Source organism: Cupriavidus plantarum, assembly GCF_905397285.1.
GTDB lineage: Bacteria > Pseudomonadota > Gammaproteobacteria > Burkholderiales > Burkholderiaceae > Cupriavidus > Cupriavidus plantarum.
The window spans coordinates 977,428-1,001,188 of the sequence record NZ_CAJPUX010000002.1; the positions used below are offsets into that span (position 1 = coordinate 977,428).

Sequence of the window (23,761 nt, forward strand, 5' to 3'; positions counted from 1 at the left end):
CGCACACCATGTCAACGCACCCGGGACCACCCGGGGCACCGGCAGGAGACATTCCATGAAGACCAAATACGTAGCGCCGGCCATCGGGGCCGGCGTGAGGATGCCGCGCGCCGAAGAGGCGTCATTCGAATCGCGTACGTACGGCAAGGTCACGCGACGGCTCATTCCGTTCCTGATGCTGTGTTATCTCGGTGCGTACCTGGATCGCGTCAATGTCGGGTTCGCCAAGCTGCAGATGCTTAACGACCTGCAGTTCAGCGAGACCATCTATGGCCTCGGCGCCGGCATCTTCTTCCTCGGGTATTTTCTTTTCGAAGTCCCGAGCAACGTGATCCTGCACAAGGTGGGCGCGCGCAACTGGCTTGCCCGGATCATGCTGACGTGGGCGGTGATCTCCGCGGGCTTTGCCTTCGTGACCACGCCCACACAGTTCTATGTATTGCGCTTTCTGCTCGGCGTGGCGGAAGCAGGCTTTGCACCAGGTGTCATCCTGTACATGACGTATTGGTTTCCGTCCGAGCGACGGGCCAAGGCACTGTCGATGTTCTTCATGGCGATTGCTCTTGCAGGCATCGTGGGTGGCCCGCTCTCGGGGTGGATCATGCATGCGTTCCATGGCGCGCACGATCTGGCGGGATGGAAGTGGCTGTTCCTCATCGAGGCATTGCCCTCGCTGCTGCTCGGCATCGCCATCCTTTCCTACCTCGACAACGGCATCAGGGATGCGAAGTGGCTCAGCGATCAGGAGAAGCAATTGCTCCTGCGCAATGTCGAGGGGGACAACGCGCAGAAGGTGAAGCACATCTCGGTCCGGGCGTTCATGGCGGACCGCCGTCTGTGGCTGATGGCCGCGATTTATTTCTGTGTGGTACTGGGTCAGTACGGTCTCACCTTCTGGCTGCCCACGATCGTTCGCAAGACCGGTGTGGCGGATCCCCTCTGGGTGGGCGTGCTCACCGCGGTGCCTTACCTGTGCGCCATTGTCGCGCTGCCGCTGATCGGGCGCTCCGCGGACCGCAGTCGTGAGCGCCGCCTGCATCTTGCACTGCCGATGCTCGTTGCCGCGGCCGCATTCGCCACGCTGCCGATGCTCGGCAGCATCCCCGCCGCCATCGCATGCCTTTGCGTTGCCGCCGCCGGGATCATCAGTTCCTCCGCGCAGTTCTGGGCGTTGCCTACGGCCATGCTCGGCGGCATGTCGGCGGCCGCGGGCATCGCGGCGGTCAACTGCGTGGCCAACCTCGCTGGCTTTTTCTCGCCAGCGATCGTCGGATGGCTGAACGACCTGACCGGCCGATCGACCGCGGGCCTCGTCTTCATCTCGGCCACGGTCGTGCTGGGCGCCTTGCTGGTCTTCCTCGTACCGGCGCGTACCGTCAACCGCTAAGTACCGGCAGCTTTTCCTTACCTGGAGTCATCATGAGTCGTACCGAACTTGAAGCGCCCGTATCGCTGGCCGAGCGCGCCTACCGTATCCGCCGCAACGCCATCCTGATGGGCGAAGTGCAGGGGCAGGGCTACGTCGGGCAGGCGCTCGATATTGCCGACGTTCTGGCGGTGGCCTACTTCGGCGCCATGAAGTACCGGCCGAACGATCCCGACTGGGAAGGGCGCGACCGCTTTCTGCTGTCCAACGGCCACTACGCGATCGCGCTATACGCCGCATTGCTCGAAGCGGGCATCTTGCCCGCGGAAGAACTCGAAACGTATGGCAGCGATGACAGCCGCCTGCCGATGTCCGGGATGGCCAGCTATACGCCCGGCATGGAGATGTCGGGCGGCTCGCTCGGACAGGGCCTCACGATCGCCGTGGGCCGATGCCTGGGCCTCAAGCGCAAGAAGTCGGATGCGTTCGTCTACACGCTGTTCTCCGATGGCGAGCTGGACGAAGGCGCGGTGTGGGAGGGCATCCTTTCCGCGAGCCATTGGAAGCTGGATAACCTTATCGCGGTGGTCGACGTGAACAATCAGCAGGCCGATGGCCCGTCCACGCAGATCCTCGCATTCGAACCGCTCGTTCCGAAGCTGGAGGCATTTGGCTGGTACGTGCAGCGCGTGGATGGCAACGACATCGATGCGGTGGCGGCGGCGTTCGACAACGCACGCGCGCACACCGCGCCCCAGCCGCGAATGATCGTCTGCGATACGCGCATGGGCTGTGGCGTCCCGTTCCTCGAGCAACGCGAGAAAAATCACTTCATCCGGGTGGAAGCCCACGAATGGCAGATGGCGCTGCAGGCGCTGGAAGCCGGGAGACAAGCATGAGCAATACCAGCACCGGCAAGACGCGCCTGAAGACGTCTGCGATGATTGCCTCCATTGCCGCCGAGGGGCAGGCTACCCGGTCCGCGCCGTTCGGTCATGCGCTGACGGCGTTGGCCGCGGAACGGCCCGACATCGTCGGCATGACCGCGGATCTTGGCAAATACACCGATCTGCATATCTTCGCGAAGGCCTATCCGGAACGCTACTACCAGATGGGCATGGCGGAGCAGTTGCTGATGGGGGCGGCGGCGGGCTTTGCAAAGGAGGGCGCGGTGCCGTTCGTCACGACGTACGCCGTGTTCGCGACGCGGCGCGCGTACGATTTCATGCATCAGACCATCGCCGAGGACGACCTCGACGTGAAGATCGTCTGCGCATTGCCTGGCCTGACCACGGGCTACGGCCCCAGCCATCAGGCGGCCGAGGACCTTGCGCTGATGCGGGCGATGCCGAACATGACGGTGATAGATCCGTGCGACGCCATCGACATCGAGCAGATGGTGCCCGCCATCGCGGCGCACAAGGGGCCTGTTTACGCGCGGCTGCTGCGCGGCAACGTGCCGGTGGTGCTCGATGAGTATGGCTACACCTTCGAACTGGGCAAGGCCAAGCTGCTGCGCGATGGCAACGACGTGCTGATCATTTCATCCGGCATCATGACCATGCGCGCGCTGGAAGTCGCCACCGCGCTGGAGGCGGACCGCGTGGACGTGGCGGTCCTGCACGTGCCAACAATCAAGCCCCTCGACGTCGAAACGATCGCGCGAGAAGCCCGCAAGTCCGGCCGCCTGGTCGTCGTCGCGGAAAACCACACCACCATCGGCGGCCTCGGCGAAGCCGTAGCCGGCGTCCTGCTCCGCGCGGGCATCAGCGTTCCATTCCAGCAGGTCGCCTTGCCCGACGCGTTCCTGGACGCCGGTGCACTGCCGACGCTGCATGACCGGTATGGAATCTCCACAGCGGTGATGCGGGACAACATCAGGCGATGGGTGGGGTGATGGATATGGGTACAGAGTGAGCCGAGACTGCTCGACGGATCTCATCGAGAGAGGCTTGCGGCTAATGCTGCGCGAGCCATTCACTGTACGCGAACGCCGTACGCGCATCGGCGATCAGCCGATCCAGACAACGATTTCAGTTGAAACATCGTTGATGTTATGGTGGTTTTTCGGTCGCTACTCGAACCTGTGCGCCGCCAGTTCCAGCGTTTCCGCCGTTTGCGCCGAGTTCATCTGGAAGCGGACGACGCGGTGGATGTCCGGCGCGTACCACGCCGTGGCGGTGTAGGCGTGGCTCGTGGTGCCGCCCCCGCCGTTGATCGTGCGCTGGACGTAGCCGCGGTACGCGATGCGGATGGTGCGGTAGCGGCCGGCGGGGGTGGAGATTTCGGATTCGCTGCCGGCGTTGCCTTCGATGTCGGTCTGGAATCCCGTGCCGGGCTGGCGGTAAGAGTATTTCCATCGCTGGCCGACGCGGACGCCGTCGGGGACCCAGCCTGTGGGCGGGGAGGCCGCGTCGAAGTCGCCGCCGGCGGGGGTGACGATGCGTTCCAGCATGCCGTTCGTGCGTTCGATGCGGCCGCCCTGGTTGAAGATGACGCGGTCGCCGTCGAGGCGGTCTACGCGGTAGCGGACTTCCGATTGGCGGCGCGTGAGGTTGTCGGTCAGCAGGTATTGCCAGACTTCGCCGACGCGCGGGGAGCCGTCCGTGGCAGGTTGTCCCGCAGCGGTGGTGCCGGGCGCGGCGGATGCCGGCGTGCCGAGACCTGCCGCGCGCAAGACGCCTGTCGTGTCGTTGGCCGACGGCTGGTAGCTCGCCAGCACCGCCGCACCGCGCGTGCCGATGTCGCGTACCCACGCGGCCGGGACCGCGCGCTGGCGCGGGGGCGGGTTGCCCGTGCCGGAGACGAGAATGCCGACAAGCCGGCCCGCGTCGTCGAACACCGCACCGCCGCTGGCGGCTCCGTCCTGCGCCGCCGACAGCTCGATGCTCGCGAGCTTGTTGTCGGCGCCTGCCTGCAGGCCCGTCACCACCGACTCCCGTACGGCGACCGCGCTGCCCGCGGCCGATGCCAGCACCATCTTCTGCCCGAGCGAAGGCGCCGTGTTTCCGGCGGCGAGGGTCGCGCCCGCGCCCGGCAGGTTCGGCACCTTGAGCAGGCACAGGTTACGCTCGACGTCGGGCGCGGCGAGGGTCGCTTCATACGAAACGTTCTCGCGCACGACCGCGATCGTGCGAGCGCCCGCCAGCACGTTGCAGGCGGTGACGATCTGGTTCTGTCCCGTCAACACACCCGAGCCGGTGCCAATGGCGTTCCCTTGCGCACCGACCGCGCGGACGGCGTAGACATTGCCGGTAATCTGATCGAGGCCGATGGCGCTCGCATGCGTGGCGGTGAAGGCGAGGGTGGCGAAGGTGGCGAGCGCAGCGAGTGGCGGGGTGCGATGGGACATGCCGAGGCGATGGGAATAGATGAAGCGTGTCATGGGTTGGGGTTTCAGCGCGCTGGCAGCAGATAGCGGAGGTCGTTGATCGATACCGGGGCCGACGAGGATGGGGCGGTCGTGGCGGCGGTCGTTGCAGAAGGGGCAGGCGTGGGCGTTGCCACCGCCGAGGGCGCCGCCGCGGCCAATGCAGACCCCGCAGCCGGCGCACCGGCCGGATAGTCCGGCGCCGCATCGCCCTTCTTGAGCGCGATGCTCTCGCCCATGACAATGCGAATGACCTCGGGATAGTCGTACGCGGCGCCGCCCGTGGTGTCCACCACGACGCCGATCGCGCCACCGAAGAGTATGTTGCCGAAGACCATGGGCTTGGTGGACGACGTCACTTTGGCGATGCCGTCCGGCATGCCTTCCTTCGTGCAGGTCACGGTGAGGTCCCCATACGCGCGGTGGACGGTGAGCGACCCCGGCGTGGTCACGTGATACGTGCCCTTGCTGTTGGCCATCTCGCAGCTCGCCCCGCTGACCGGCGTCGCGCTCTGGTGCGTCTCCACCGTGATGACTTGCGACGTGCCGTTGACGATGGACGCGCAGCCGCCCGCCAGGCTGGCGCCGGCAATGACCGAAATGACCGATAACCGCATGCTTCCCCGGAATCTTATTATTGGAATCTGGCTCGCCCGCGCTCTGTCGGGTCGGCGGGTAATGTATCAAGCGGCATCGGGGCGAGGCCCCCCACCGACGTGGGGTGGTGGCCATGGCGTTGTCACGGAGCGCATTTGCATCGTCGGAATCCTTCGTGGACCCGTGGCGGCGCGCTGCCTAGACTGGGCGCTTCCATGACTTTGTGCCGCCAACATGAAACGACGCCACGTTCTTGCCACGATTGCCCTCGCGCTCGCCGCGGTTGCCACTACGACGTCTGCCTACGCGCAGCGTGCCGATCGGCCGCTCAAGGTCGGCGTGCGCGGCGGCGTGGATGAGGAGATCTGGGAGGTAGTCACGCGCGTTGCTGAGAAGCAGGGGCTCAAGGTGCAGCCGATCATCATTACCGGCACGGCCAGCCCGAACGAAGCGCTCAACAACGGCGACCTCGACGCCAACGCCTTCCAGCACATCCCGTTCCTGCGCGATCAGATCAAGCAGCGTGGGTACAAGATCGTCGATGTCGGCCATACGCTGATCTCGCCGATCGCGTTCTATTCGAAGAAGTACAAGTCGCTCGACGCGCTCCCCAATGGCGCGCGCATCGGCCTGCCCAACGATCCCAGCAACCAGACCCGCGCGCTCGTGATCCTGCGCGACAAGGGGCTGATCAAGCTGCGCGACGGGTTCGATCCGTTCACCGGCACCGCCGGGCTCGCCGATATCACGGCGAACCCGAGGAAGTTCGAGTTCATCGAGACCGCCGGCGTGGTGCAGCCGCGCGCATTGCCCGACGTCGACGCGGCCGCCATCGTCAACACCTTTGCCTATCAGGCGGGCCTCATCGCCACGCGCGACGGCATTGCGGTGGAAAAGAAGGAGAACAATCCGTACGTCAACGTCATCGCCGTGCGCGAGAAGGACAAGTCGGCGCCGTGGGTCGCGCCGCTCGTCAAGGCCTATCACTCCGGCGAAGTGCGCCAGTTCATCCTGACGAAGTTCCAGGGCTCCGTGATCCCGGCGTTCTGATGCGCGATGACAGACCCTAACCCGAATCGCGCCCACCACGCCCACCACGCGGACGAGGGGCATATCGTCTTCGACCGCATCGGCAAGACGTACCCCGGCGCCGCGGCGCCCGCGCTCACCGACATCTCGTTCAGCGTCGCGCGCGGCGAGATGTTCGGGATCATTGGCCGCAGCGGCGCGGGCAAGTCCACGCTGCTGCGGACCATCAACATGCTGGAGCGTCCCGACACCGGCCGCGTGTCGATCGACGGCCGCGAGATCGGCCAGCTCGATGAAGATGGGCTAGTGGGCCTGCGCCAGCGTATCGGCATGATCTTCCAGCACTTCAACCTGCTGTCGGCCAAGACCGTGTTCGAGAACGTGGCGCTGCCGCTCCGCGTGGCGGGCGTGGCGAAACAGGACATCGCGCCGCGCGTCACCGAGGTGCTGTCGCTGGTCGGCCTCGAGGGCAAGGCACACGTGTATCCGGCCAAGCTGTCGGGCGGCCAGAAGCAGCGCGTGGGCATCGCGCGCGCGCTCGTGCATCACCCCGAGATCCTGCTGTGCGACGAAGCGACGTCCGCGCTCGATCCGGAGACGACCGAACAGATCCTGGCCCTGCTGCGCGATATCCATCGGAAGATCGGCCTCACGGTCGTGCTCATCACGCATGACATGGCCGTGATTCGCGAGGCCTGCGACCGCGTGCTCGTGCTCGACCATGGGCGCATCGTCGAGCAGGGCACGGTGTGGGATGTCTTTACCGAGCCGAAGGCGGAGGCCACCATCGCGTTGCTGCGGCCGTTGCGGCCGCTGCGCCCGCCCGAGCCGCCCGAGCGGACGCCTCAGGCCCGCGCCCCGCACACTTCTGCACCTAATGTTGCGCATCCCTTTGCCACACCGCAACCGGAGACCCCACGCCATGTGGCTGCCAGTGTTTGACAAGTACGTGAAGGCTTTCGGCGAAACGCTGCTGATGACGACCGCCGCCTGCGCGGTGGTGTTCTTGGCGGGCATGGCGCTGGCGCTCGTGCTGACGGTCACGGCGCCGGGTGGGCTGGCCCCGCGCCCACGGCTGCATCGCGTGCTATCGGTGCTCGTGAACATGTTCCGCGCGATACCGTTCATCATCCTGCTCGTTGCGATGCTGCCCGTCACGCGCATGATCGTCGGCACGACAATGGGCACGTGGGCCGCGGTGGTACCGCTGAGCGCCCATCTGATTCCGTTCTTCGCGCGCGTCTCGCAGGTCGCGCTCAACGAAATCGACCCGGGCCTCGTTGAGGCCGCGCGGGCGATGGGCTGCCGCCGCTGGCATATCGTGCGGCACGTGTTGCTGCCGGAGGCCTTGCCCGCGCTGCTGGGCGGCGCGACGGTCACGGTCATCGCGATGATCGGCTCGTCCGCCATGGCTGGCGCCGTCGGCGCGGGCGGGCTGGGAGACCTCGCTATCCGCTATGGATACGAGCGCTACGAGACATCGGTGATGTTCAACGTGATCATCATTCTCGTGGCACTCGTCACGCTGGTGCAGTTCAGCGGCGAACGGCTGGCCCGTCATTTCGATCGCCGCCGCTGACCAATCAGCTGGCCGCCCCGTGCGAAGCGAGCACGGGGTCGCCCTCCAGCGCCACCGACGCGCGTCCGTCGGGACCCACCGGCACATCGCCAACCAGCGTGACGCGATAGAGCTGCCGATCGAAATCAAGGTCGAAGATATCGGTCGGGGCCAGATGGGCCGTGGAGCGGTTGTCCCAGAACGCGACGCTGCCCGGCTCCCACTTGAACCGCACCGTGAACTCGGGGCGGATCGCATGCTCCCATAGCAGCTCCAGGATCTGCTGGCTTTCGCGCGGCGTCAGATCCTTGACCGACTTCAGAAATGACGGGCTCACATATAGCGCGCGCTCTCCGGTTTCCGGATGCACGCGCACGAGCGGATGCTCGCTGACGAGCGACGCGCGGTTGACGAGCGAGTCGAACTCGCGCGTGGCGCTGGCACCGGCCGGCGCCGTGAAGCGATGAATGCCGCGCAACCCATCGACGAATGCCTTCAGGGGCGCCGACAGGGCCTGATAGGCGGCGACGAGATTCGTCCATTGCGTGTCGCCGCCATAGGGCGGAATCGTGACGCCGCGCAGGATCGACGCCGCGGGCGGATTGACGGCCGCCGTGACGTCGGTATGCCAGCCCGTCCACGGCCGCACGTTCGTCTGCCCCTGAAACCGGTTGACCTTGCGGTGCTTGCCGATCGAGTACACCTCGGGATGTCCTTCCACATGGCCGAAGACCGGATGACCGACCGTGAGCTCGCCGAACTGGCGCGCGAAGGCAACCTGCGTCTCGTGGGTCAGCGCCTGGTCGCGGAAGAACACCACTTTCCAGCGCAGCAGCGCGCGGCGGATCGCGGCGACCTGGGCGGCGGGCAGCGGCTGGGTCAGATCCGCGCCGTGGATCTCCGCCCCGATATGGGCGGAAAGCGGCGCGATATGGAGGCCGTTATGCAAGCCGGTGTGGGCCGCGCCGATATCCGCGTTGTCGGCATCGCTGGGCGCGTCGGCCGCGGCGAGTTGAGTTTGTGTCATGGGTGTACCTCGTGTTGGGCTGGGATAGTGGGAGGCAGATCGATATGGCACGCGACCCGATGCCCCGTGCCGATGGCGCGAAGCAAGGGCTTCTCCGCGCGGCAGCGTGCGGTGGCATGCGAACAGCGGGCCTGATAGCGGCAGCCCGCGGGCAATGCCACCGGGGACGGGATCTCCGCGGGCGCGCCACCGCCGGCCGCCGTGTCGACGCGCGTCTCGCTCGCGGCGATCAACGCGCGCGTATATGGATGCGCCGCATGGCGGAGCACTTCGTCGCGTGGTCCGACCTCCATGAACTCGCCGAGATAGAGCACGCCGATCTGGTCGCTCATGTAGGCGACCACGGCCAGGTCATGCGAGATCAAGACGTAGGTCAGCGCCTGCGCGCGCTGGACTTCCTTGAGCAGGTTCAGGATCTGCGCCTGAATGGAAACGTCCAGCGCGGAGACGGGCTCGTCCAGCACGAGCGCGCGTGGAGAAAGGCCCAGTGCGCGGGCGATGGCGACGCGCTGGCGTTGTCCGCCGCTCAACTGGTTCGGATATCTTTCGGCAAGTTCGGGCATCAGTCCCACGGCCTTGAGCAGCGACGCGACGCGCGCGTGGAGCGCCTTGCCGCGATAGAGGCCATGCACGCGCATCGGCTCGGCGACGATCTCGCCGATGCGCATCATCGGGTTCAGCGCGGCGTACGGGTCTTGCAGGACCGGCTGGACGAGGCGGTGAAAGGCCTTGCGTTCGCGCGCGTTGCCGAGCGACAGGGGCGCGCCGTCGATGTGCAGCGTGCCGGCCGTGGCGGGCTCGGCCGCGAGCAGGAGTCTTGCGAGGGTGCTTTTACCCGAGCCGGATTCGCCGACGAGGCCAAAGGTCGTGCCCGCCGGGACGTCGAAGCCGACGCCGCTGACGGCGTGCAGCGTCTGGCTGGCGCCGAAAATGCCGCTGCGGACGCGGTAGGTTTTTTGCAGGGCCTGGGCGGAGAGAAAGGGAGAGGGGGACGGCGAGGTCATGCCACCCTCCGAGCGTGGTCGCTCTCGTGGTCTGGCTCGTGGTTGGGCTCGTGGTCAGTCTCGCGGTTGGGCTCGAAACGCGAAGCCCAGCGTTGCACGCGCTGCACCGTATGCCAGCACGCCACCCGCCGTTGGTCCTCCTGCCACGCGAACCAGTTGGGATAGCGCGCATGGCAGCGCGCATCGGCTTCCGGGCAGCGCGCCGCGAAGCGGCAGCCATCGGCCCACGCCCGCGCCAGCGGTGGCGTGCCGGGAATCGTACGCAGCGCCGCATCGCGGTCATGCAGCGAGGGAATCGCCCGTAACAGTCCCTCGGTATAGGGATGCACGGGCTGTGCAAACACGTCGGCAATGGGCCCTTGCTCCACCACACGTCCCGCATACATGATCGCCACATCGTCGCAGAACTGGGACGCAAGCTGCAAATCGTGCGTGACGAAGACGATCGTCAGCTGCCGCGATGCCTGCAGCGACTTGAGCAGGCCGAGAATCTGCATCTGCACGGTGACGTCGAGCGCGGTAGTGGGCTCGTCGCAGATCAGCAGATCCGGCGCGCAGGCCAGATTGATCGCAATGCAGACACGCTGGCGCATGCCGCCGCTGAACTGGAACGGATAACTGTCCAGCCGTTCGGCCGCCGCGGGAATGCGAACGGCCTCGAGCGCTTCGATGCTGAGGCGCTGGAGCGTGGCACGGTCGGTGATGCCATGGTGCCAGCGAAAGACTTCGGCAATCTGGTCGCCGATCGTGAGCAAGGGGTTGAGCGCGGTCATGGCGTCCTGCAGCACCATGCCGATGCGTTTGCCGCGCAGCGCGCGCAGTTGACGGGGACGCATGCGGACGAGGTCCGCGCCGTCGAACAGCACTTCGCCTTCCACGATCCGGCCATTCGGCGGCAGCAGGCCGAGCAGCGAAGCGCACGTCATGCTCTTGCCGGAGCCGGACTCGCCAACCAGCGCGAGGATCTTGCCACGCCGGACCTTCAGGTTGACATGATCGACGGCGGTCACCGTGCCGTCCTGCGTCACGAGCTGGGTGGTCAGATTGCGGGTTTCGAGGAGGATGTCCATGGCTGTCGCGCCTCTCACCACGTTTCGGGAATGACGGGGTTGAGCGTCTCCCGCAAGATGTCGCCGAGCTGGTTCGCGGCCAGTACCGTGACGATCAGCACCGCGCCCGGCAGCACGCAGATCCACCACGCATTGCTCAGATGGCTGCGCCCCTCGGCGATCATCGAGCCCCACGAGGCGAGCGGCGGCTGCACGCCGAGGCCAAGGAAGCTTAGCGTGGCTTCCAGCACGATCACGCTGCCAAGGTCGAGCGTGGCGAGCACGATCAGGGTGCCCAGCACGTTGGGGACGATATGGCGGCGCAGAATCCAACTGGTGCCCGCGCCGGCCAGCCGCGCGAGCAGCACGAACTCGCGCGTTTTCAGCGACAGGACCTCGCCCCGCGTGACGCGCGCGAAGCGCGCCCAGTTGGCGAGCGTGAGCACGACCACGAGATTGGTCATATCGACGCCGATGACGCCCGCCAGCACGAGCGCGAGAATCACGGCCGGAAAGGCCAGTTGCATATCGGTCAGCCGCATGATCACCGCATCCGCCGCGCCACCGACGTAGCCGGCCACCACGCCGAGCGTCGTGCCAATGACCCCGGCAAGGCCCACGACGATCAGCGCCACTGTCAGCGACACGCGCGCGCCAGCGATCACGCGCGACAGGATGTCGCGGCCGAGGGGATCGGTCCCGATCCAGTGCGCGGCCGATGGCGGCTGGAAGGTATCGGCAAGCGAAATGGCCACGGGATCGAACGGCACGATCCACGGTGCCAGCAGCGCACAGACGCCAATGACGAGCACGGCAACGATCGCGGCCCACTTCTGCACGCGCGCGGCAAGACGGCGCGAACGCGGCGGGGCGGCCGGCACGGCGATCGGTTCGGCGGGAATTTCCCGTATCAGTGGCAGGACATCAGGCATAGCACATCAGGCATAACACATCACGCATAACGGATGCGAGGATCGATCACGGCGTACAGCAGGTCCACCGCCAGATTGACGAGTGCGAACACGACGGCCGCGATGGTCACGGCAGCCTGCACGATCGTGTAGTCGAGGTTGTTGATGGAGTCGAGGATCAACTGGCCGACACCGGGCCACGCGAACACCACCTCGACCGATACCGCGCCGCCCAGCAGCACGCCGAACTGCAGCGAGACAAACGTGATGACCGGCAGGATCGCGTTGCGCAATGCATGCCGGAACACGATCACGGATTCCGGCACACCCTTGATGCGCGCGAACCGGATGTACTCCGAATGCAGCACCGTGGTCATGCTCGACAGCGTGAGCCGGGCGACGCCGGCCGCCGCGTACCACCCGAGCGCGCACATCGGCAGCACCAGATGCGATACGGACCCATAGCCGCCCGTCGGAAACCAGCGGAACTCGAGCGAGAACAGCTTGACGAAGATGAGGCTGAAGAAGAACGGCGGCGCGGCCTGTCCGAGCACGCCGAAGACCTTGGCGAACTGATCGACGACGCCATGCGGCCACAGCGCGGAGGCGATGCCGAGCGGCAGGCCGATGAGCATGGCGACGCCGAGCGCGGCTACCGCGAGGATCAGCGTGGGCAGCAGCGCCTCCGCGACGACGCCCAGCGCGGGACGCGAGAACCGGTACGATGTGCCGAAGTCCCCATGCGCGAGGTCGCCGAGGAAACTGGCGAACTGCACGGGCAGCGGCCGGTCGAGCCCCATCTGCTGGCGCAGGACGACGCGGTCCGCTTCCGTCGCCTCCGGTGGCAGCATCAGGTGCGTGGGATCGCCGATCGCGCGCACGATCGTGAAGATCAGCGCGATGACGAGCAGGACCGTCAGCGCCGATTGCGCGAGCCGCCGGAGAAGGTAGTTGAGCATGGATGAGCCAGCCGCTATCCGTTTACTTCCACGCCGCTTCGCGGAAGTTCAGACTCCAGCCGGCCACCTGCGGCTTCCAGTCGAGCTGCGGATCCTTGACGTAGATGACCTTGGGCTCGGCCAGCAGTACCGCCTGGCCGTCGTCGCGCGTGACCTGCAGGATCTGCCGGAACAGCGCATCGCGCTTCGATTTCTCGGGCTCGCCATCGACCTGCGCCACGAGTTTCTCGACCTCGGGGTTGAAGTAGTCCGACCATGTGCCATCCTTGGTGGCCGCACCGCCGATCACGTGGATGGGATCGTAGATCGCATTGCCAAAGCCCATCACGACGAGCGGACCGCTCTGGTGCGTATTGTTGAGCCGGTTGTAGGCCACCGAGTCGATGACCTTGATTTGCGTGCGGACGCCCACCTGTCCCCAGTACGCGGCCAGCGTCTCGCAGATGACGCGCGGCTGGTTACTCGGGCACGTGAGGCTCGTGTCGAAGCCCTTCGCATAGCCCGCGTCGCCCAGCAGCTGCTTCGCCCTGGCGATGTCGAATGCGAACGGCTTCAGCGACGGATTGCTGCCATACGGATAGCTGGAAGGAATCAGCGAGTTCAGTTCGGCCGCCTGATCGCGCAGCACGCTCTTGATCAGCGCCTTTTTGTCCACCGCATAGTTCAACGCGAGCCGGACGTCACGCTTCGCCAGCGGCGATGCGGGGTCGTTGGAATAGATGCGGATATGCAGCGGGCTGCCACCGTCGACGACTTCGGCGGACAGGCCCTTGTTGGCCTGCAGCCGCTCGAGGTCGGTCGGCAGCACCTCGGTGGCCAGGTCGACTTCCCCCGCGAGCAGGGCGCTGGCGCGGCTGCTCGCCTCGGGCACGACCTTGTAGACGAGGCGCGAGACCGCTGGCCTGGTCCCCCAGAAACCGTCGAAGCGCTCGAAAGCGAGCTCCCGGCCTACCTGATTGCGGACGATCTTCCACGGGCCGGTACCGATCGGCGCCTGCGCGAACGCGTCGGCGTTGGGCAGCGACTGCACGTACTTGTGCGGCACGATATAGAGATAACCGGCCAGCTTGTTCAGGAATGCGCCGTCCTTCTTCTTCAGGCGGAACACCACCGTCTGCGGGTCCTTGACCGTGGTCGATTCGATGATCGGCGCGAAGAACGGGCGGCGCGTGCTCTTGGATTCCGGCTGCAGCACGCGGTCCATCGAAAACTTGACGTCGTCCGCGGTGAACGGGTCGCCGTTCTGGAACTTGACGCCCTTGCGCAGCTTGAAGGTCCAGACGAGGCCATCGCCGCCGATGTCGTATCCCGTGGCGAGCCGCGGTTCGAGGTTGCCCTGGCGGTCGAACCCGTAGAGCGCATCGAAGGCGTTCCAAGCGTACTTGGCCGATTCGACGCTCGGCGGGATCAGCGGGTCGAGGTTGGCCGGCAGCGCGGTGATCGCGACGACGACGGTCTGCTTGTCGACGGCGGGCTTGCCGTCGATGGCGCTGGCGGGACCCGCCACGGCGAGCAGCGCGGCGGCGATGGCGGTGAGGGCAAAGGAGCGATGCGGGGAGGGCAGGGCCAACGTCATGGTGAAAGACTCGTTTGCATTGCGGCGCGCGTTCGCGCCTGGGCTGATCAAAGGGGGACGACAGGGTCGGATACGGGGTGGAACACCCGGACCGAAGGACCGTGCGCGGCATGGCGCGAGGCCGCATGGCGCGCGGCGCGGCGGCCTCCAACAAGGCATTCGGCGAGGTTGCCACCGGCCATATAGAGATGACCGAACGCGCTGCCGAGCTCGCCGGCCGCGTAGAGTCCGTCGATAGCGTTCCCCTCCACATCGATCACACGCTGATTCGCGTCGTGGACGGGACCGCCCTGCGTATTGATGACAAGCGGCCAGACCTGCGCCAGATAGAACGGCGCGCGCGCGATGGGGCGCATCGTCGATGGCGGTCGGCAAAACGCCTCGTCACGCCCCGCCGCGCACGCGTCGTTCCACGCCTGCAGCGTGGCGGCAAGCGTGGGTTCGGGGATATCGCTCAGCGCCGCCAGCGACGTCAGCGACGACGCCTTGCGGAAGATGCCAAGGGTGACTTCCCGCGCGTTGTCATCGCTCCACGCGAACGTCCGCGCGGCGTCGGGGGCGTCAGGCGTGACATGGGCAATGAACCGGCCAAGCCTGTACAGGCGAAAGCCCTCTTCATCGAGCACCATCCACGCCGGCAGGCGCGTATTGCGGCCATGATTGCCGTCGAGATGCGAGAAGTGGCGCACGCCGGTGTCGCCGGGATAGGGCTCGTACTCGTTGGCGAACCGCCTGCCAAGTTGATCGACGAGGATCCACGGCATGACCGGGAGATCGTCGGGGGCATGTCCGGGCGTCCACATCGGCACGCTCTTCGTATAGAGGCCGAATGGGAATGCCGGGTCCGGATGGCGGAATCCGTAGGGACCGTGAAAGTGCCACATGTGCCAGAGGTCGGCGCCGAGGGCCTGGGCCATGCGGATGCCGTCGCCCGTGTTGCCGAGGAAGCTGCCGTTGAGGACCTGGGCCGGTTCGAACCAGGCCTGCTGCATGCGCAGGTCGGCCTCGAAACCGCCGCATGCGAGGATGACGCCGCGCTCGGCGCGTACCGTCAGGGCACCGCTGGCATCCTCGAGCATGGCGCCCCGCACGGGGCCTTCACCGTCGCGCAGCAGCCGCGTGGCCCGTGTCCCGGTGCGGACGGCGATCGGACGGCGCTCGACATGCGCCTGCAGCAGTCCGAAGAATCGCGCGCCAGCCGGCGAGACCGCCGTTACGTGCTCCGGAATGGCATCGTGGAACCCGAGAGCGCCGGGCAGCGCCTGCACCTCGGCATAGCCAAGCGCGTCAAAGCCGAGGAATGGATAGTTTCCGGAGGCCTTGCGCACGACGAGCGTCGCGCCGATGTCATCGGCCAGCGCGCGCAGCCATGCCGGAAAGTCATGCATGCCCTGCGCCAGCACTTGCAGGACGTCGTCGGGCGTGCGGCCGCCGCAGGTTTCGCGGAGGTAGGCGAGGGCCGCATCCGCATCGAATGCCATGCGCGCGCCGCCGGCCGACACCACGGACAGCCCGCCGGGCCAGGGCATTTTCTCGACGAGCAGGACGCGTGCGCCAGCGTCGGCCGCCTCGATCGCGGCCGCGGCGCCCGCGGCGCCGTATCCGATGACGAGCACGTCGCAGGTCAGCGTCCGCATGGTCATCGCTGCCGGGTGGAGTCGAACGCCTGCCCCAGCGCGGCGGCACCGATGGTCTGATGCGTGCGATCGTGACCCACGTGGAGCACGTGCGTATGCAGGTCGCGGATCAGCCGGCCCAGCGGATGATCGTCGAACAGCGCGGTGGACCCGGTCAGGCGGCCCATGGTCTCCGCGGCCAGCATCGCGGCTTGCGCGCACGTGGACTTGGCGGCCATCGACGTCAGCTCGGCGCGCTGCACGTCTCCATCGCGCCATGTCGCGATTGCATGGTCGAGCGAGGCAGCCGCGGCTTGTAGCGCGACCTGTACCTCGCCGACGTGCGCCTGGACGAACGGGTCGGCCACGCGCTCCGGGAATTCCCGGAGCCAGCGTGTCGCCCAGCCGGCGATGCCTTCGCCCATGCCGAGGTAGTTTGCCGCAAAGCCGAGGTGGAACCGCCCCTGCCAGCGGCCACGCACGTAGTCGCCTGGGCGGCCCAGTACATGCGACGCAGGCACGCGCACATCGTCGAGCCGCACCTGCGGACTCTCCGCGACGCGCATGCCCGTCGGCCGATACCAGCCCCCGACCTGCGTGACACCCGCCATCGATGGTTCGACCAGCACCATCTGCTGATTGTGGATCAGACCGTCGGGCCCTTCGATCGATGCAAAGACGAGCCCATAGCCATGCGCGATGCCGTTCGTCGCGTACTGCTTCACGCCGTTGACGCGAAAACCGTCGGCATCGGCAACGGCGGTGGTCTGGTAGCGCGGCGACCCGGGGGCGAGGCCCGGCTCGCTGCCGAGAAAGGCGAACAACGACAGTGCGCCGCGCTGCGGCGCGAGGAACCGCGCGTGCTGGGCGGGCGTGCCGGTCTCCCATACCGTCCATAGCGCGTGGTTGTGCACCTGCAGGCAATGCGCCGTGCCCGGCGACACGCGCGCGATCGTGCGAATCGCGTGCAGATAGGTGCCGGGATCGTCCGTGCCCAGCCGGCTTTCGACGCCGCCGAGCGATGCGGGCAATGTGAGGCGGAGCCATCCACCGTCGTGCAGTTCGCGCAGATTGTCGAGCGGCAGGGCGGCGTGCTCGTGCGACACCGCTTCACGCGCGGCGAACCGCGTCTCCACGAGGTGGCGCAGCGCGGCGAGATCGGGGCGGGAATCGCGGGGATCGACGGTATCGCGGGGATCGGCGGGGAGAGTCTCGGGGGCAACGTTCATCGCCCGCATTTTGCGAACGCGCCCGTTACGGAACAAAGATTCATTTCGTATATGGATGGCGGTCGCGAACCGGTATCGACATGCGGAATTCGCGTTTAGGTTCGTCGCGGGAATTGATTACGCTACAAGGCTTCCTCTGCACCTCCTTCCTCCAGCCATGACTCAACGAAGCGGGCATCTCAGCCTTGGCGCGTTCCTGTATCCCTCCGGGCATCACATCGCCGCGTGGCGCCATCCGGAGGCGCAGGCCGACGGCGGGATCGACTTCCGGTTCTACGCGGACCTCGCGCGCGCCGCGGAGGCCGCGAAGTTCGACCTGATCTTCCTGGCCGACGGCGTCGGCACGCGTGGCGACAATGTTGAAGTCCTCAGCCGTGTCGCCCATAGTTATCAGGCGCAGTTCGAACCGTTGACACTGTTGTCCGCGCTGTCGGCGGTGACGGAGCGCATCGGCCTCGTCGCGACGGCGTCGACGTCTTTCAACGAGCCCTATCACGTGGCGCGAAAATTCGCCTCGCTCGACCATCTGTCTGGCGGCCGCGCGGGGTGGAACGTGGTGACGACCGGCAACGAGCACGAGGCGCGCAACTTCAACCTCGACAAGCACTATGCGCATGCGGACCGCTACGCGCGGGCGCGCGAGTTCGTCGACGTGGTCACCGGCCTGTGGAACAGCTGGGAGGACGATGCCTTTCTGCGCGACAAGGAGCGCGGCCTCTACTACGACGCCGACAAGCGCCATGTGCTCCATCATCGCGGCGAGTTCTTCAAGGTGCAGGGGCCGTTGAGCGTGTCCCGCACCCCGCAGGGACATCCTGTCGTCGTGCAGGCCGGTTCTTCGGAGGCGGGCAAGGAACTGGCGGCGCGCAGCGGCGAGGTCGTGTTCACCGCGCAGCAGACCCTCGAGGAAGCGGTGGCGTTCTACGCCGATCTCAAGGGACGGCTGGCACGCTATGGCCGCACGCACGACGACCTGCGCGTGATGCCCGGTGTGTTCCCGGTCGTTGGCGCAAGCGAGGCCGAGGCGCGCGAGAAGTTCGAGCAGCTACAGGAGCTGATCGATCCCGTGGTGGGCCTGTCGCTGTTGTCGACGATCGCCGGCGGTGTGGATCTGTCGAAGTATCCGCTCGACGGTCCTATCCCCGACTTGCCGGAGACCAACGGCACCAAGAGCCGCCAGCAGCTCGTGATCGATCTCGCGCGGCGCGAGAACCTGACCATCCGGCAGCTCTATCAGCGTGTGGCGGGCGCGCGGGGCCACTGGCAGCTCGTGGGCACGGCGGTGCAGATTGCCGATGAACTCGAGGAACGTTTCCGGCATTACGGCGCCGATGGCTACAACATCATGGCGCCGTATCTGCCGGGCGGATTGCACGACGTTATCGCGCACGTGATTCCCGAACTGCGGCGGCGGGGGTTGTATCGCACCGAGTACACGGGGACGACCTTGCGGGAGCATCTTGGGCTCAAGCGGCCCGCGCATCCCGCGGCGGTCGTTCCGCAGCCGGCGCTGCAGCCGGCTTGATCTGCCCCGAGCCACCCTCCCTATCGTCTATCCCATCCCGATCATCGTGCCAAAAGAAATCCGCATCAACGCGTTCGTCACGTTCGCGCCGAGCCATCTGTCACCGGGGCTGTGGAAGCATCCCCGCGACAAATCGCTGCAGTACCACACGCTCGCCTACTGGACCGAACTCGCGCAGATCGCCGAGCGGGGACTCTACGACGCGCTGTTCTGGGCCGATGGCATCAGCACGTACAGCGTATATGGCAACTCCCACGCACCGGCGATCCGTGGCGCGCTGCAGTTTCCGCGCCTCGATCCGCTCCTGCTGGTCTCGGCCATGGCGCAGGTCACGACGCACCTCGGCTTCGCGGTCACAAGCAGCACCACGTACGAGCCGCCTTACCAGTTCGCGCGCCGCATGTCGACGCTCGACCATCTGACCGGCGGCCGCGTGGGGTGGAATATCGTCACGAGCTTCGGCAGCACGGGCACGAAGGCGGTGGGCCTTGGTGACGCGCGGGGGCATGACGAACGCTACGACGTGGCCGACGAGTACATGGAGTTGCTGTACAAGCTGTGGGAGGGCAGCTGGGAAGACGGCGCCGCCGTGCGCGACAGGGCCGGGCAGGTGTTTGCCGATCCCGGCAAGGTTCACGAAATTCACCACGACGGCAAGTATTTCCAGATGGAAGGTGTCCATTACAGCGAGCCTTCGCCGCAGCGCACGCCGCTGCTGTATCAGGCCGGCGCATCCGCGCGCGGCAAGGACTTCGCCGCGAAGCACGCGGAATGCGTGTTCATCAGCGCGCCGAGCCGCAAGGTCATCCGCGATACGGTGGACGATACGCGCCGCCGCGTGGCCGAGCAGGGCCGCGACCCGGCCTCCGTGCTGTTCTTCATGCTGCTGACCGTGATCGTCGGCCGCACCGAGGAGGAGGCGCGCGCGAAGCTCGCCGACATCGAGCAGCATGTCAGCCTCGAAGGCGCGCTGGCGCTGTTCTCGCGCTGGACGGGTGTAGACCTGGCGGGCAAGGACATCGATGCGCCGTTTACCTACGAGCGCAGCGAGGCGATGCAATCGACGATCGAGGGCTTCACCATCGCCGATCCGGACCGCGTCTGGACCATCGGCGAGCTCGCGCGGCATAACGCGATCGGCGGAAAGGGGCCCGTCCTGGTCGGGTCGCCCGAGCAGGTCGCGGATGCGATGCAGGCCTGGATCGAAGACACCGGTGTCGACGGCTTCAACCTCAGCTACACGATCATGCCGGACTCGCACCGCGACTTCGTAGACCTCGTGGTGCCGGAGTTGCAGCGGCGCGGCGTCTACAAGACGGCGTATCGGCCCGGCACGCTGCGGGAAAAGCTCTACGGCGCCGGTCGCGCGTTGCTCGGCGACGAGCACGTGGCGGCGAGCCATCGGACTCGAGAGGCGGAGACGGTATGAGCACGCATTCCATCCAGACGACGTCGGGGTTGGCATCGGCGCCGGCGCCGCGCATCGCCATCGTCGGCGGCGGCTTTGCGGGCGTGGCGGTGGCGCTGCGCCTGCTGCGACAATCGCCGGTGCCCGTGCATATCGACCTGATCGACCCCGCGGAGACGCCGGGCCTCGGTGTCGCCTATGCCACGACGCTGCCGCATCATCTGATCAATGGCATCAGCAAGATGATCAGCCTGTTCGACGACGAGCCCGGGCACTTCACGGACTGGCTTGCGCGGCAGGTCAGCGCGGGCGTCTGGGCGCCGCCGGAAGGCATCGCGCTCGGCGACAGCCTGCCGCCGCGGCAGCTCTATGGCGCGTACCTGCAAGAGACATGGGCCTTGCATACCGGCGCGCTCCGCGAGGGCTTTGCGCTGGAGCACCTGCGTGCGCGCGCGACGGGGCTGCAGCGCGTCGGCAAGTCGTATGTCGTCACGCTTGGCGACGGGCGCCGGCGGCACGCCGACAAGGTGGTGCTCGCCACCGGGCTGATGCCGCGGCGCGCGGCTGACCTGCCGTTCGCCATCGATGACGCGGCGCTGCGCTCCCCCGCCTACGTGCATGACCAATGGGCGCCCGGCGCGTTCGACGGCATCGAGGGTGGCCAGCGTATCGTCTATCTCGGAGCGGGCCTGAGCGCGCTGGATGGGCTGATTTCTGCCGAACATGCGGGGTTCCGCGGCGAGCATGTGGCCATTTCGCGGCGGGGGCTTGCCGTCAACGAGCGGCGCGCGCTGGAACCCTGGCCCGATTTCCTCGAGATTCCCGAGCAGGGCCTGACGCTGCGGGCGTTGCTGCGCCAGGTTCATCCGCAGCTGCGCCGCCTGCGCGCGGAGGGGCAGGACTGGCAGCGCATCGTGCCGACCTTGCGGCTGCACGTCGACACCCTGTGGGCGCGGGCTTCGGTTGCGGAACGCCGGCGCTTCGTGCGCACGTCGCGTTCGGTATGGGACGTGTCGCTGCATCGCTCCGCGCCGGTCGCGCTGGCATGGCAGACGCGCGTCAAGGCCGATGGCCGCTATCGGCACGAGGCGGGCCAGCTGTTTGCCGTGGAGGCATTGCCAGACGGGCGCCTCGCGGTCCGCTGGCGGGAGCGCGGGGGCACGGCGGTGCATACGCTCGAGGCGGATCGCGTGATCAATTGCCTTGGGTTCGAATACGACTGGCGCCGCAGCGACGATCCGCTCAGCCGCGACGTCCTGGCGCGCGGGCTTGTCCAGCCCGACCCGCTGGGCTTCGGCTTGCAGGCGTCGCGCGACACCTGCGCGCTGCTGGACGCGAACGGGCATCCGCAGGAAGGGCTCCATGCGGTCGGACATCCGCTGCGCGGCGTGTTCTGGGAATCGAACGCGGTGACCGAACATATCCCGCATGTGGGCAAGGTCGCGCGCGCGTTGATCGCGCAGCTGGCGTCCGCATCGCAGGCGACCGGCGCGGAGCGCGCGGCGGCCTGAGCGTGAGGGGCGCGCGGCACATGCGCGCGCGGATCGCGTAACGTCATGCGATCCGTCGCGGCATGTGCGGGTTGCGCCGTCGAACGCATATGGATATCGGCAATGGTTCGTTCCAGCGCATATGGCACCGGTCGTATCCTGCAGTCTGTTTCACAGCGCATGACTGCACGGTATCCATGGCCATCTACCTCGACGACCGACAACGCGAAGAGTTGACGCGTGCCGCCCGGCACTGGCTATGGCGCACGGAGATGCCAACATGGATGCGCGTGGCGGCCGTGTATGGATCGTGGTTCGGGATCGCGGCCAATGCGCAACGGCTCGGTTTGCCGCTGACATGCGTGCTGCTTACGCTCGCTACGACGTGGTACCTCTCGCTGCAGCACGAGCTGCTGCACGGACATCCGACGCGCCTGCCGTGGCTCAACGCGCTGCTTGGCGCGGCGCCGCTTGGCGTCTGGCTGCCGTACAGCCTGTATCGCCGCGCGCATCTGCAGCATCACGACGCCGAACTCACGCATCCGCATGCGGACCCCGAGAGCTATTTCCTGTTTCCGGCGGAATGGCAGCAAGCCGGCCCGCTGCGCCGCTGGCTGTATGCCACGCGCAATACGCTGCTCGGCCGCGTGCTGCTGCAGCCGGCGTTCTCGATCTACGCGATCGCCGCGGAGGCCGTGGGCAAGGTGAGGGCGGGGGACTGGCGCGATGTGCCGGTCTGGCTCGCGCATCTGTCCGCGCTGGCGGCGCTGCTCGCATGGCTCCAGCAGTCCTGCGGCATCCCGGCGTGGCTGCTGCTCTGCGGTGTCGCGTATCCGGCCATGTCGCTGGCGGCGATCCGCTCGTTTCAGGAGCATCGTCCCAGCGATTCGCATCCGGGCCGCAGCATCATCAACGATGCGGGCCTCGGCTGGCGGCTGCTGTTCCTCAACAACAACTATCACCTCGTGCATCACGATCTTCCCTCCGTGCCGTGGTTCGCGCTCGGCTGGGTCTATCGGCGTCGCGCGAGCGACTATCTCGCGCGCAACGATGGTTTCTTCGTGCGGGGCTATCGCGAATGGCTGCGGCGGTATGCGTGGCGCGCGGTGGCGCCCGTGGCGCATCCCATGTTCCAGGGGCCTTCGGACGCTTCGGCCCACCGTCCCCTCCACTGACCGATCATGCCCATACTCGAGCGCTGGGTCGCAGCGCTGCCCATGTACAACGTTTCCGCGTCGCTGCGCGCGGACTGGCTCGAACTGATCGAGCGCGTCGGTGAAGCCCTGGCACGCGATGGCACTGCGAACGGTGCGGCGGGCGGCGGGGCAATCGCGCTGCGGGCCGTCGACCCGGGCGAGGGCCACGATGCCTTGCAGGCGTTCTGGCATCGCGACGATCTGCTGCTGTCGCAGACCTGCGGGCTGCCATTGGTGCGCGGCCTGGCGCCGCATGTACGGCTCATCGGCACGCCGCGGTTCGACGTGCCTGGCTGTCACCGGCAGCGCTATCGCAGCGCGCTGGTGGTACGTGCGGGCGGACCGAGGTCGCTTGCGGATTGCCGCGGCGCGCGCGCGGCATGCAATGGCCCCGACTCGCACAGCGGCATGAACGCGCTCCGCCACGCGGTGGCGCCGCTCGTCAATGCGGATACGCATGGGGGCCGCTTCTTCAGCGAAATCGTCCTGACGGGGTCTCATCTCGCGTCGCTGGCCGCGCTGGGCAACGACGAGGCGGACGTGGCGGCGATCGACTGCGTGACGCTGGCCTTCGCGGCCGAACATCATCCGGAGCTCGTCGCCGGCGTGCGGCAGATCGGATTCACGCGCCCGGTGCCGGGCCTGCCGTTCATCGCGTCCAAGCGCGCGAGCGTGGCGCTGGTGCGCCGCGTGCGCGCGGCACTGCGGAGCGTGCTGCACGAGCGCGCCGATCTCAGCGCGCGGCTCCACCTCGGCGATGTGGTGCGGTCGACCGTGGCCGACTACCTACCCATCGCCTCGATGGAGCGCGAGGCGCAGCTGCGCGGCTATGCGCAGCTGGCCTAGGCGCG

General features: G+C 67.1%; 21 protein-coding genes. 11 read left to right on the forward strand and 10 right to left on the reverse strand.

Going from position 1 to position 23,761, the window contains the following annotated elements; translation table 11 throughout:
- The first annotated feature begins 55 nt into the window (after positions 1-55).
- The 3 genes from KHP16_RS13125 to KHP16_RS13135 are packed head-to-tail and all read left to right on the forward strand — an operon-like array spanning position 56 to position 3,263.
- Entirely contained in the window at positions 56-1,387 is a 1,332-nt protein-coding gene (locus KHP16_RS13125; RefSeq protein WP_211960342.1) for an MFS transporter, read from the forward strand.
- 32 nt (positions 1,388-1,419) lie between these two features.
- Positions 1,420-2,265 carry a transketolase gene (locus KHP16_RS13130; protein ID WP_109582892.1) on the forward strand — a complete coding sequence of 282 codons (846 nt, stop codon included), beginning with the start codon at positions 1,420-1,422 and terminating at the stop codon, positions 2,263-2,265.
- Complete coding sequence (locus KHP16_RS13135) at positions 2,262-3,263, forward strand: transketolase family protein (protein WP_211960343.1); 1,002 nt, start codon at positions 2,262-2,264, stop codon at positions 3,261-3,263. The genes KHP16_RS13130 and KHP16_RS13135 overlap by 4 nt, the downstream gene beginning before the upstream one ends.
- Before the next feature lie 177 nt (positions 3,264-3,440).
- Here KHP16_RS13135 and KHP16_RS13140 read toward each other — a convergent pair whose 3' ends face one another.
- Both KHP16_RS13140 and KHP16_RS13145 read right to left on the reverse strand, forming a co-directional pair.
- Entirely contained in the window at positions 3,441-4,751 is a 1,311-nt protein-coding gene (locus tag KHP16_RS13140) for a S1 family peptidase (RefSeq protein ID WP_211960344.1), read from the reverse strand.
- 11 nt (positions 4,752-4,762) lie between these two features.
- Complete coding sequence (locus tag KHP16_RS13145; protein ID WP_211960345.1) at positions 4,763-5,353, reverse strand: hypothetical protein; 591 nt, start codon at positions 5,351-5,353, stop codon at positions 4,763-4,765.
- 214 nt (positions 5,354-5,567) lie between these two features.
- On the opposite strand from KHP16_RS13145, the gene KHP16_RS13150 reads away from it, so the two are divergent.
- The 3 genes from KHP16_RS13150 to KHP16_RS13160 are packed head-to-tail and all read left to right on the forward strand — an operon-like array spanning position 5,568 to position 7,941.
- Complete coding sequence (locus tag KHP16_RS13150; protein ID WP_211960346.1) at positions 5,568-6,383, forward strand: MetQ/NlpA family ABC transporter substrate-binding protein; 816 nt, start codon at positions 5,568-5,570, stop codon at positions 6,381-6,383.
- Between the two features lie 6 nt (positions 6,384-6,389).
- A complete protein-coding gene (locus tag KHP16_RS13155) occupies positions 6,390-7,304 on the forward strand; it encodes a methionine ABC transporter ATP-binding protein (protein WP_121491395.1) in 915 nt (304 codons plus the stop codon).
- Positions 7,285-7,941: a methionine ABC transporter permease gene (locus tag KHP16_RS13160; RefSeq protein ID WP_121491394.1), complete on the forward strand. Its 657-nt coding sequence runs from the start codon at positions 7,285-7,287 to the stop codon at positions 7,939-7,941. The genes KHP16_RS13155 and KHP16_RS13160 overlap by 20 nt, the downstream gene beginning before the upstream one ends.
- Positions 7,942-7,945: 4 nt before the next feature.
- Here KHP16_RS13160 and KHP16_RS13165 read toward each other — a convergent pair whose 3' ends face one another.
- From KHP16_RS13165 to KHP16_RS13200, 8 genes are read right to left on the reverse strand one after another with little or no spacing between them, the layout of a single operon-like run.
- Positions 7,946-8,947, reverse strand: a complete 1,002-nt coding sequence (locus tag KHP16_RS13165) for a TauD/TfdA dioxygenase family protein (protein ID WP_121491393.1) — start codon at positions 8,945-8,947, stop codon at positions 7,946-7,948.
- Entirely contained in the window at positions 8,944-9,951 is a 1,008-nt protein-coding gene (locus KHP16_RS13170) for an ABC transporter ATP-binding protein (RefSeq protein WP_211960347.1), read from the reverse strand. Before KHP16_RS13170 ends, KHP16_RS13165 begins: the two co-directional genes overlap by 4 nt.
- Entirely contained in the window at positions 9,948-11,021 is a 1,074-nt protein-coding gene (locus tag KHP16_RS13175) for an ABC transporter ATP-binding protein (protein ID WP_211960348.1), read from the reverse strand. The genes KHP16_RS13170 and KHP16_RS13175 overlap by 4 nt, the downstream gene beginning before the upstream one ends.
- A 14-nt stretch (positions 11,022-11,035) precedes the next feature.
- The gene (locus KHP16_RS13180; RefSeq protein ID WP_211960349.1) at positions 11,036-11,932 is read right to left on the reverse strand and encodes an ABC transporter permease; all 897 of its coding nucleotides are present in this window, start codon (positions 11,930-11,932) and stop codon (positions 11,036-11,038) included.
- 20 nt (positions 11,933-11,952) lie between these two features.
- Positions 11,953-12,870 (reverse strand): ABC transporter permease, encoded by a 918-nt coding sequence (locus KHP16_RS13185; protein WP_211960350.1) that lies wholly within the window; start codon positions 12,868-12,870, stop codon positions 11,953-11,955.
- A gap of 22 nt (positions 12,871-12,892) precedes the next feature.
- On the reverse strand, positions 12,893-14,446 hold the full coding sequence (locus KHP16_RS13190; protein WP_211960351.1) for an ABC transporter substrate-binding protein: 1,554 nt from the start codon (positions 14,444-14,446) through the stop codon (positions 12,893-12,895).
- A gap of 47 nt (positions 14,447-14,493) precedes the next feature.
- The gene (locus KHP16_RS13195) at positions 14,494-16,083 is read right to left on the reverse strand and encodes an FAD-dependent oxidoreductase (protein ID WP_244835784.1); all 1,590 of its coding nucleotides are present in this window, start codon (positions 16,081-16,083) and stop codon (positions 14,494-14,496) included.
- A gap of 2 nt (positions 16,084-16,085) precedes the next feature.
- On the reverse strand, positions 16,086-17,291 hold the full coding sequence (locus KHP16_RS13200; protein WP_211960353.1) for an acyl-CoA dehydrogenase family protein: 1,206 nt from the start codon (positions 17,289-17,291) through the stop codon (positions 16,086-16,088).
- A gap of 157 nt (positions 17,292-17,448) precedes the next feature.
- Between KHP16_RS13200 and KHP16_RS13205 the strand changes: the two genes are divergently transcribed.
- The 5 genes from KHP16_RS13205 to KHP16_RS13225 all read left to right on the forward strand — a co-directional run bounded on the left by KHP16_RS13205 (position 17,449) and on the right by KHP16_RS13225 (position 23,756).
- Positions 17,449-18,816, forward strand: a complete 1,368-nt coding sequence (locus KHP16_RS13205; protein WP_211960354.1) for an LLM class flavin-dependent oxidoreductase — start codon at positions 17,449-17,451, stop codon at positions 18,814-18,816.
- 46 nt (positions 18,817-18,862) lie between these two features.
- Complete coding sequence (locus KHP16_RS13210) at positions 18,863-20,245, forward strand: LLM class flavin-dependent oxidoreductase (RefSeq protein ID WP_211960355.1); 1,383 nt, start codon at positions 18,863-18,865, stop codon at positions 20,243-20,245.
- Positions 20,242-21,735 carry an FAD/NAD(P)-binding protein gene (locus KHP16_RS13215; protein WP_211960356.1) on the forward strand — a complete coding sequence of 498 codons (1,494 nt, stop codon included), beginning with the start codon at positions 20,242-20,244 and terminating at the stop codon, positions 21,733-21,735. The genes KHP16_RS13210 and KHP16_RS13215 overlap by 4 nt, the downstream gene beginning before the upstream one ends.
- 176 nt (positions 21,736-21,911) lie before the next feature.
- The gene (locus KHP16_RS13220; RefSeq protein WP_211960357.1) at positions 21,912-22,889 is read left to right on the forward strand and encodes a fatty acid desaturase; all 978 of its coding nucleotides are present in this window, start codon (positions 21,912-21,914) and stop codon (positions 22,887-22,889) included.
- Between the two features lie 42 nt (positions 22,890-22,931).
- Positions 22,932-23,756 (forward strand): phosphate/phosphite/phosphonate ABC transporter substrate-binding protein, encoded by an 825-nt coding sequence (locus KHP16_RS13225; RefSeq protein ID WP_211960358.1) that lies wholly within the window; start codon positions 22,932-22,934, stop codon positions 23,754-23,756.
- Positions 23,757-23,761 lie beyond the last annotated feature (5 nt).

Bases quoted from the DNA above. Each gene is read 5' to 3' on its own strand.
- KHP16_RS13125 (WP_211960342.1), top strand. From the start codon at position 56: ATGAAGACCAAATACGTAGCGCCGGCCATCGGGGCCGGCGTGAGGATG.
- KHP16_RS13130 (WP_109582892.1), top strand. From the start codon at position 1,420: ATGAGTCGTACCGAACTTGAAGCGCCCGTATCGCTGGCCGAGCGCGCC.
- KHP16_RS13135 (WP_211960343.1), top strand. From the start codon at position 2,262: ATGAGCAATACCAGCACCGGCAAGACGCGCCTGAAGACGTCTGCGATG.
- KHP16_RS13140 (WP_211960344.1), bottom strand. From the start codon at position 4,751: ATGACACGCTTCATCTATTCCCATCGCCTCGGCATGTCCCATCGCACC.
- KHP16_RS13145 (WP_211960345.1), bottom strand. From the start codon at position 5,353: ATGCGGTTATCGGTCATTTCGGTCATTGCCGGCGCCAGCCTGGCGGGC.
- KHP16_RS13150 (WP_211960346.1), top strand. From the start codon at position 5,568: ATGAAACGACGCCACGTTCTTGCCACGATTGCCCTCGCGCTCGCCGCG.
- KHP16_RS13155 (WP_121491395.1), top strand. From the start codon at position 6,390: ATGACAGACCCTAACCCGAATCGCGCCCACCACGCCCACCACGCGGAC.
- KHP16_RS13160 (WP_121491394.1), top strand. From the start codon at position 7,285: ATGTGGCTGCCAGTGTTTGACAAGTACGTGAAGGCTTTCGGCGAAACG.
- KHP16_RS13165 (WP_121491393.1), bottom strand. From the start codon at position 8,947: ATGACACAAACTCAACTCGCCGCGGCCGACGCGCCCAGCGATGCCGAC.
- KHP16_RS13170 (WP_211960347.1), bottom strand. From the start codon at position 9,951: ATGACCTCGCCGTCCCCCTCTCCCTTTCTCTCCGCCCAGGCCCTGCAA.
- KHP16_RS13175 (WP_211960348.1), bottom strand. From the start codon at position 11,021: ATGGACATCCTCCTCGAAACCCGCAATCTGACCACCCAGCTCGTGACG.
- KHP16_RS13180 (WP_211960349.1), bottom strand. From the start codon at position 11,932: ATGCCTGATGTCCTGCCACTGATACGGGAAATTCCCGCCGAACCGATC.
- KHP16_RS13185 (WP_211960350.1), bottom strand. From the start codon at position 12,870: ATGCTCAACTACCTTCTCCGGCGGCTCGCGCAATCGGCGCTGACGGTC.
- KHP16_RS13190 (WP_211960351.1), bottom strand. From the start codon at position 14,446: ATGACGTTGGCCCTGCCCTCCCCGCATCGCTCCTTTGCCCTCACCGCC.
- KHP16_RS13195 (WP_244835784.1), bottom strand. From the start codon at position 16,083: ATGCGGACGCTGACCTGCGACGTGCTCGTCATCGGATACGGCGCCGCG.
- KHP16_RS13200 (WP_211960353.1), bottom strand. From the start codon at position 17,291: ATGAACGTTGCCCCCGAGACTCTCCCCGCCGATCCCCGCGATACCGTC.
- KHP16_RS13205 (WP_211960354.1), top strand. From the start codon at position 17,449: ATGACTCAACGAAGCGGGCATCTCAGCCTTGGCGCGTTCCTGTATCCC.
- KHP16_RS13215 (WP_211960356.1), top strand. From the start codon at position 20,242: ATGAGCACGCATTCCATCCAGACGACGTCGGGGTTGGCATCGGCGCCG.
- KHP16_RS13220 (WP_211960357.1), top strand. From the start codon at position 21,912: ATGGCCATCTACCTCGACGACCGACAACGCGAAGAGTTGACGCGTGCC.
- KHP16_RS13225 (WP_211960358.1), top strand. From the start codon at position 22,932: ATGTACAACGTTTCCGCGTCGCTGCGCGCGGACTGGCTCGAACTGATC.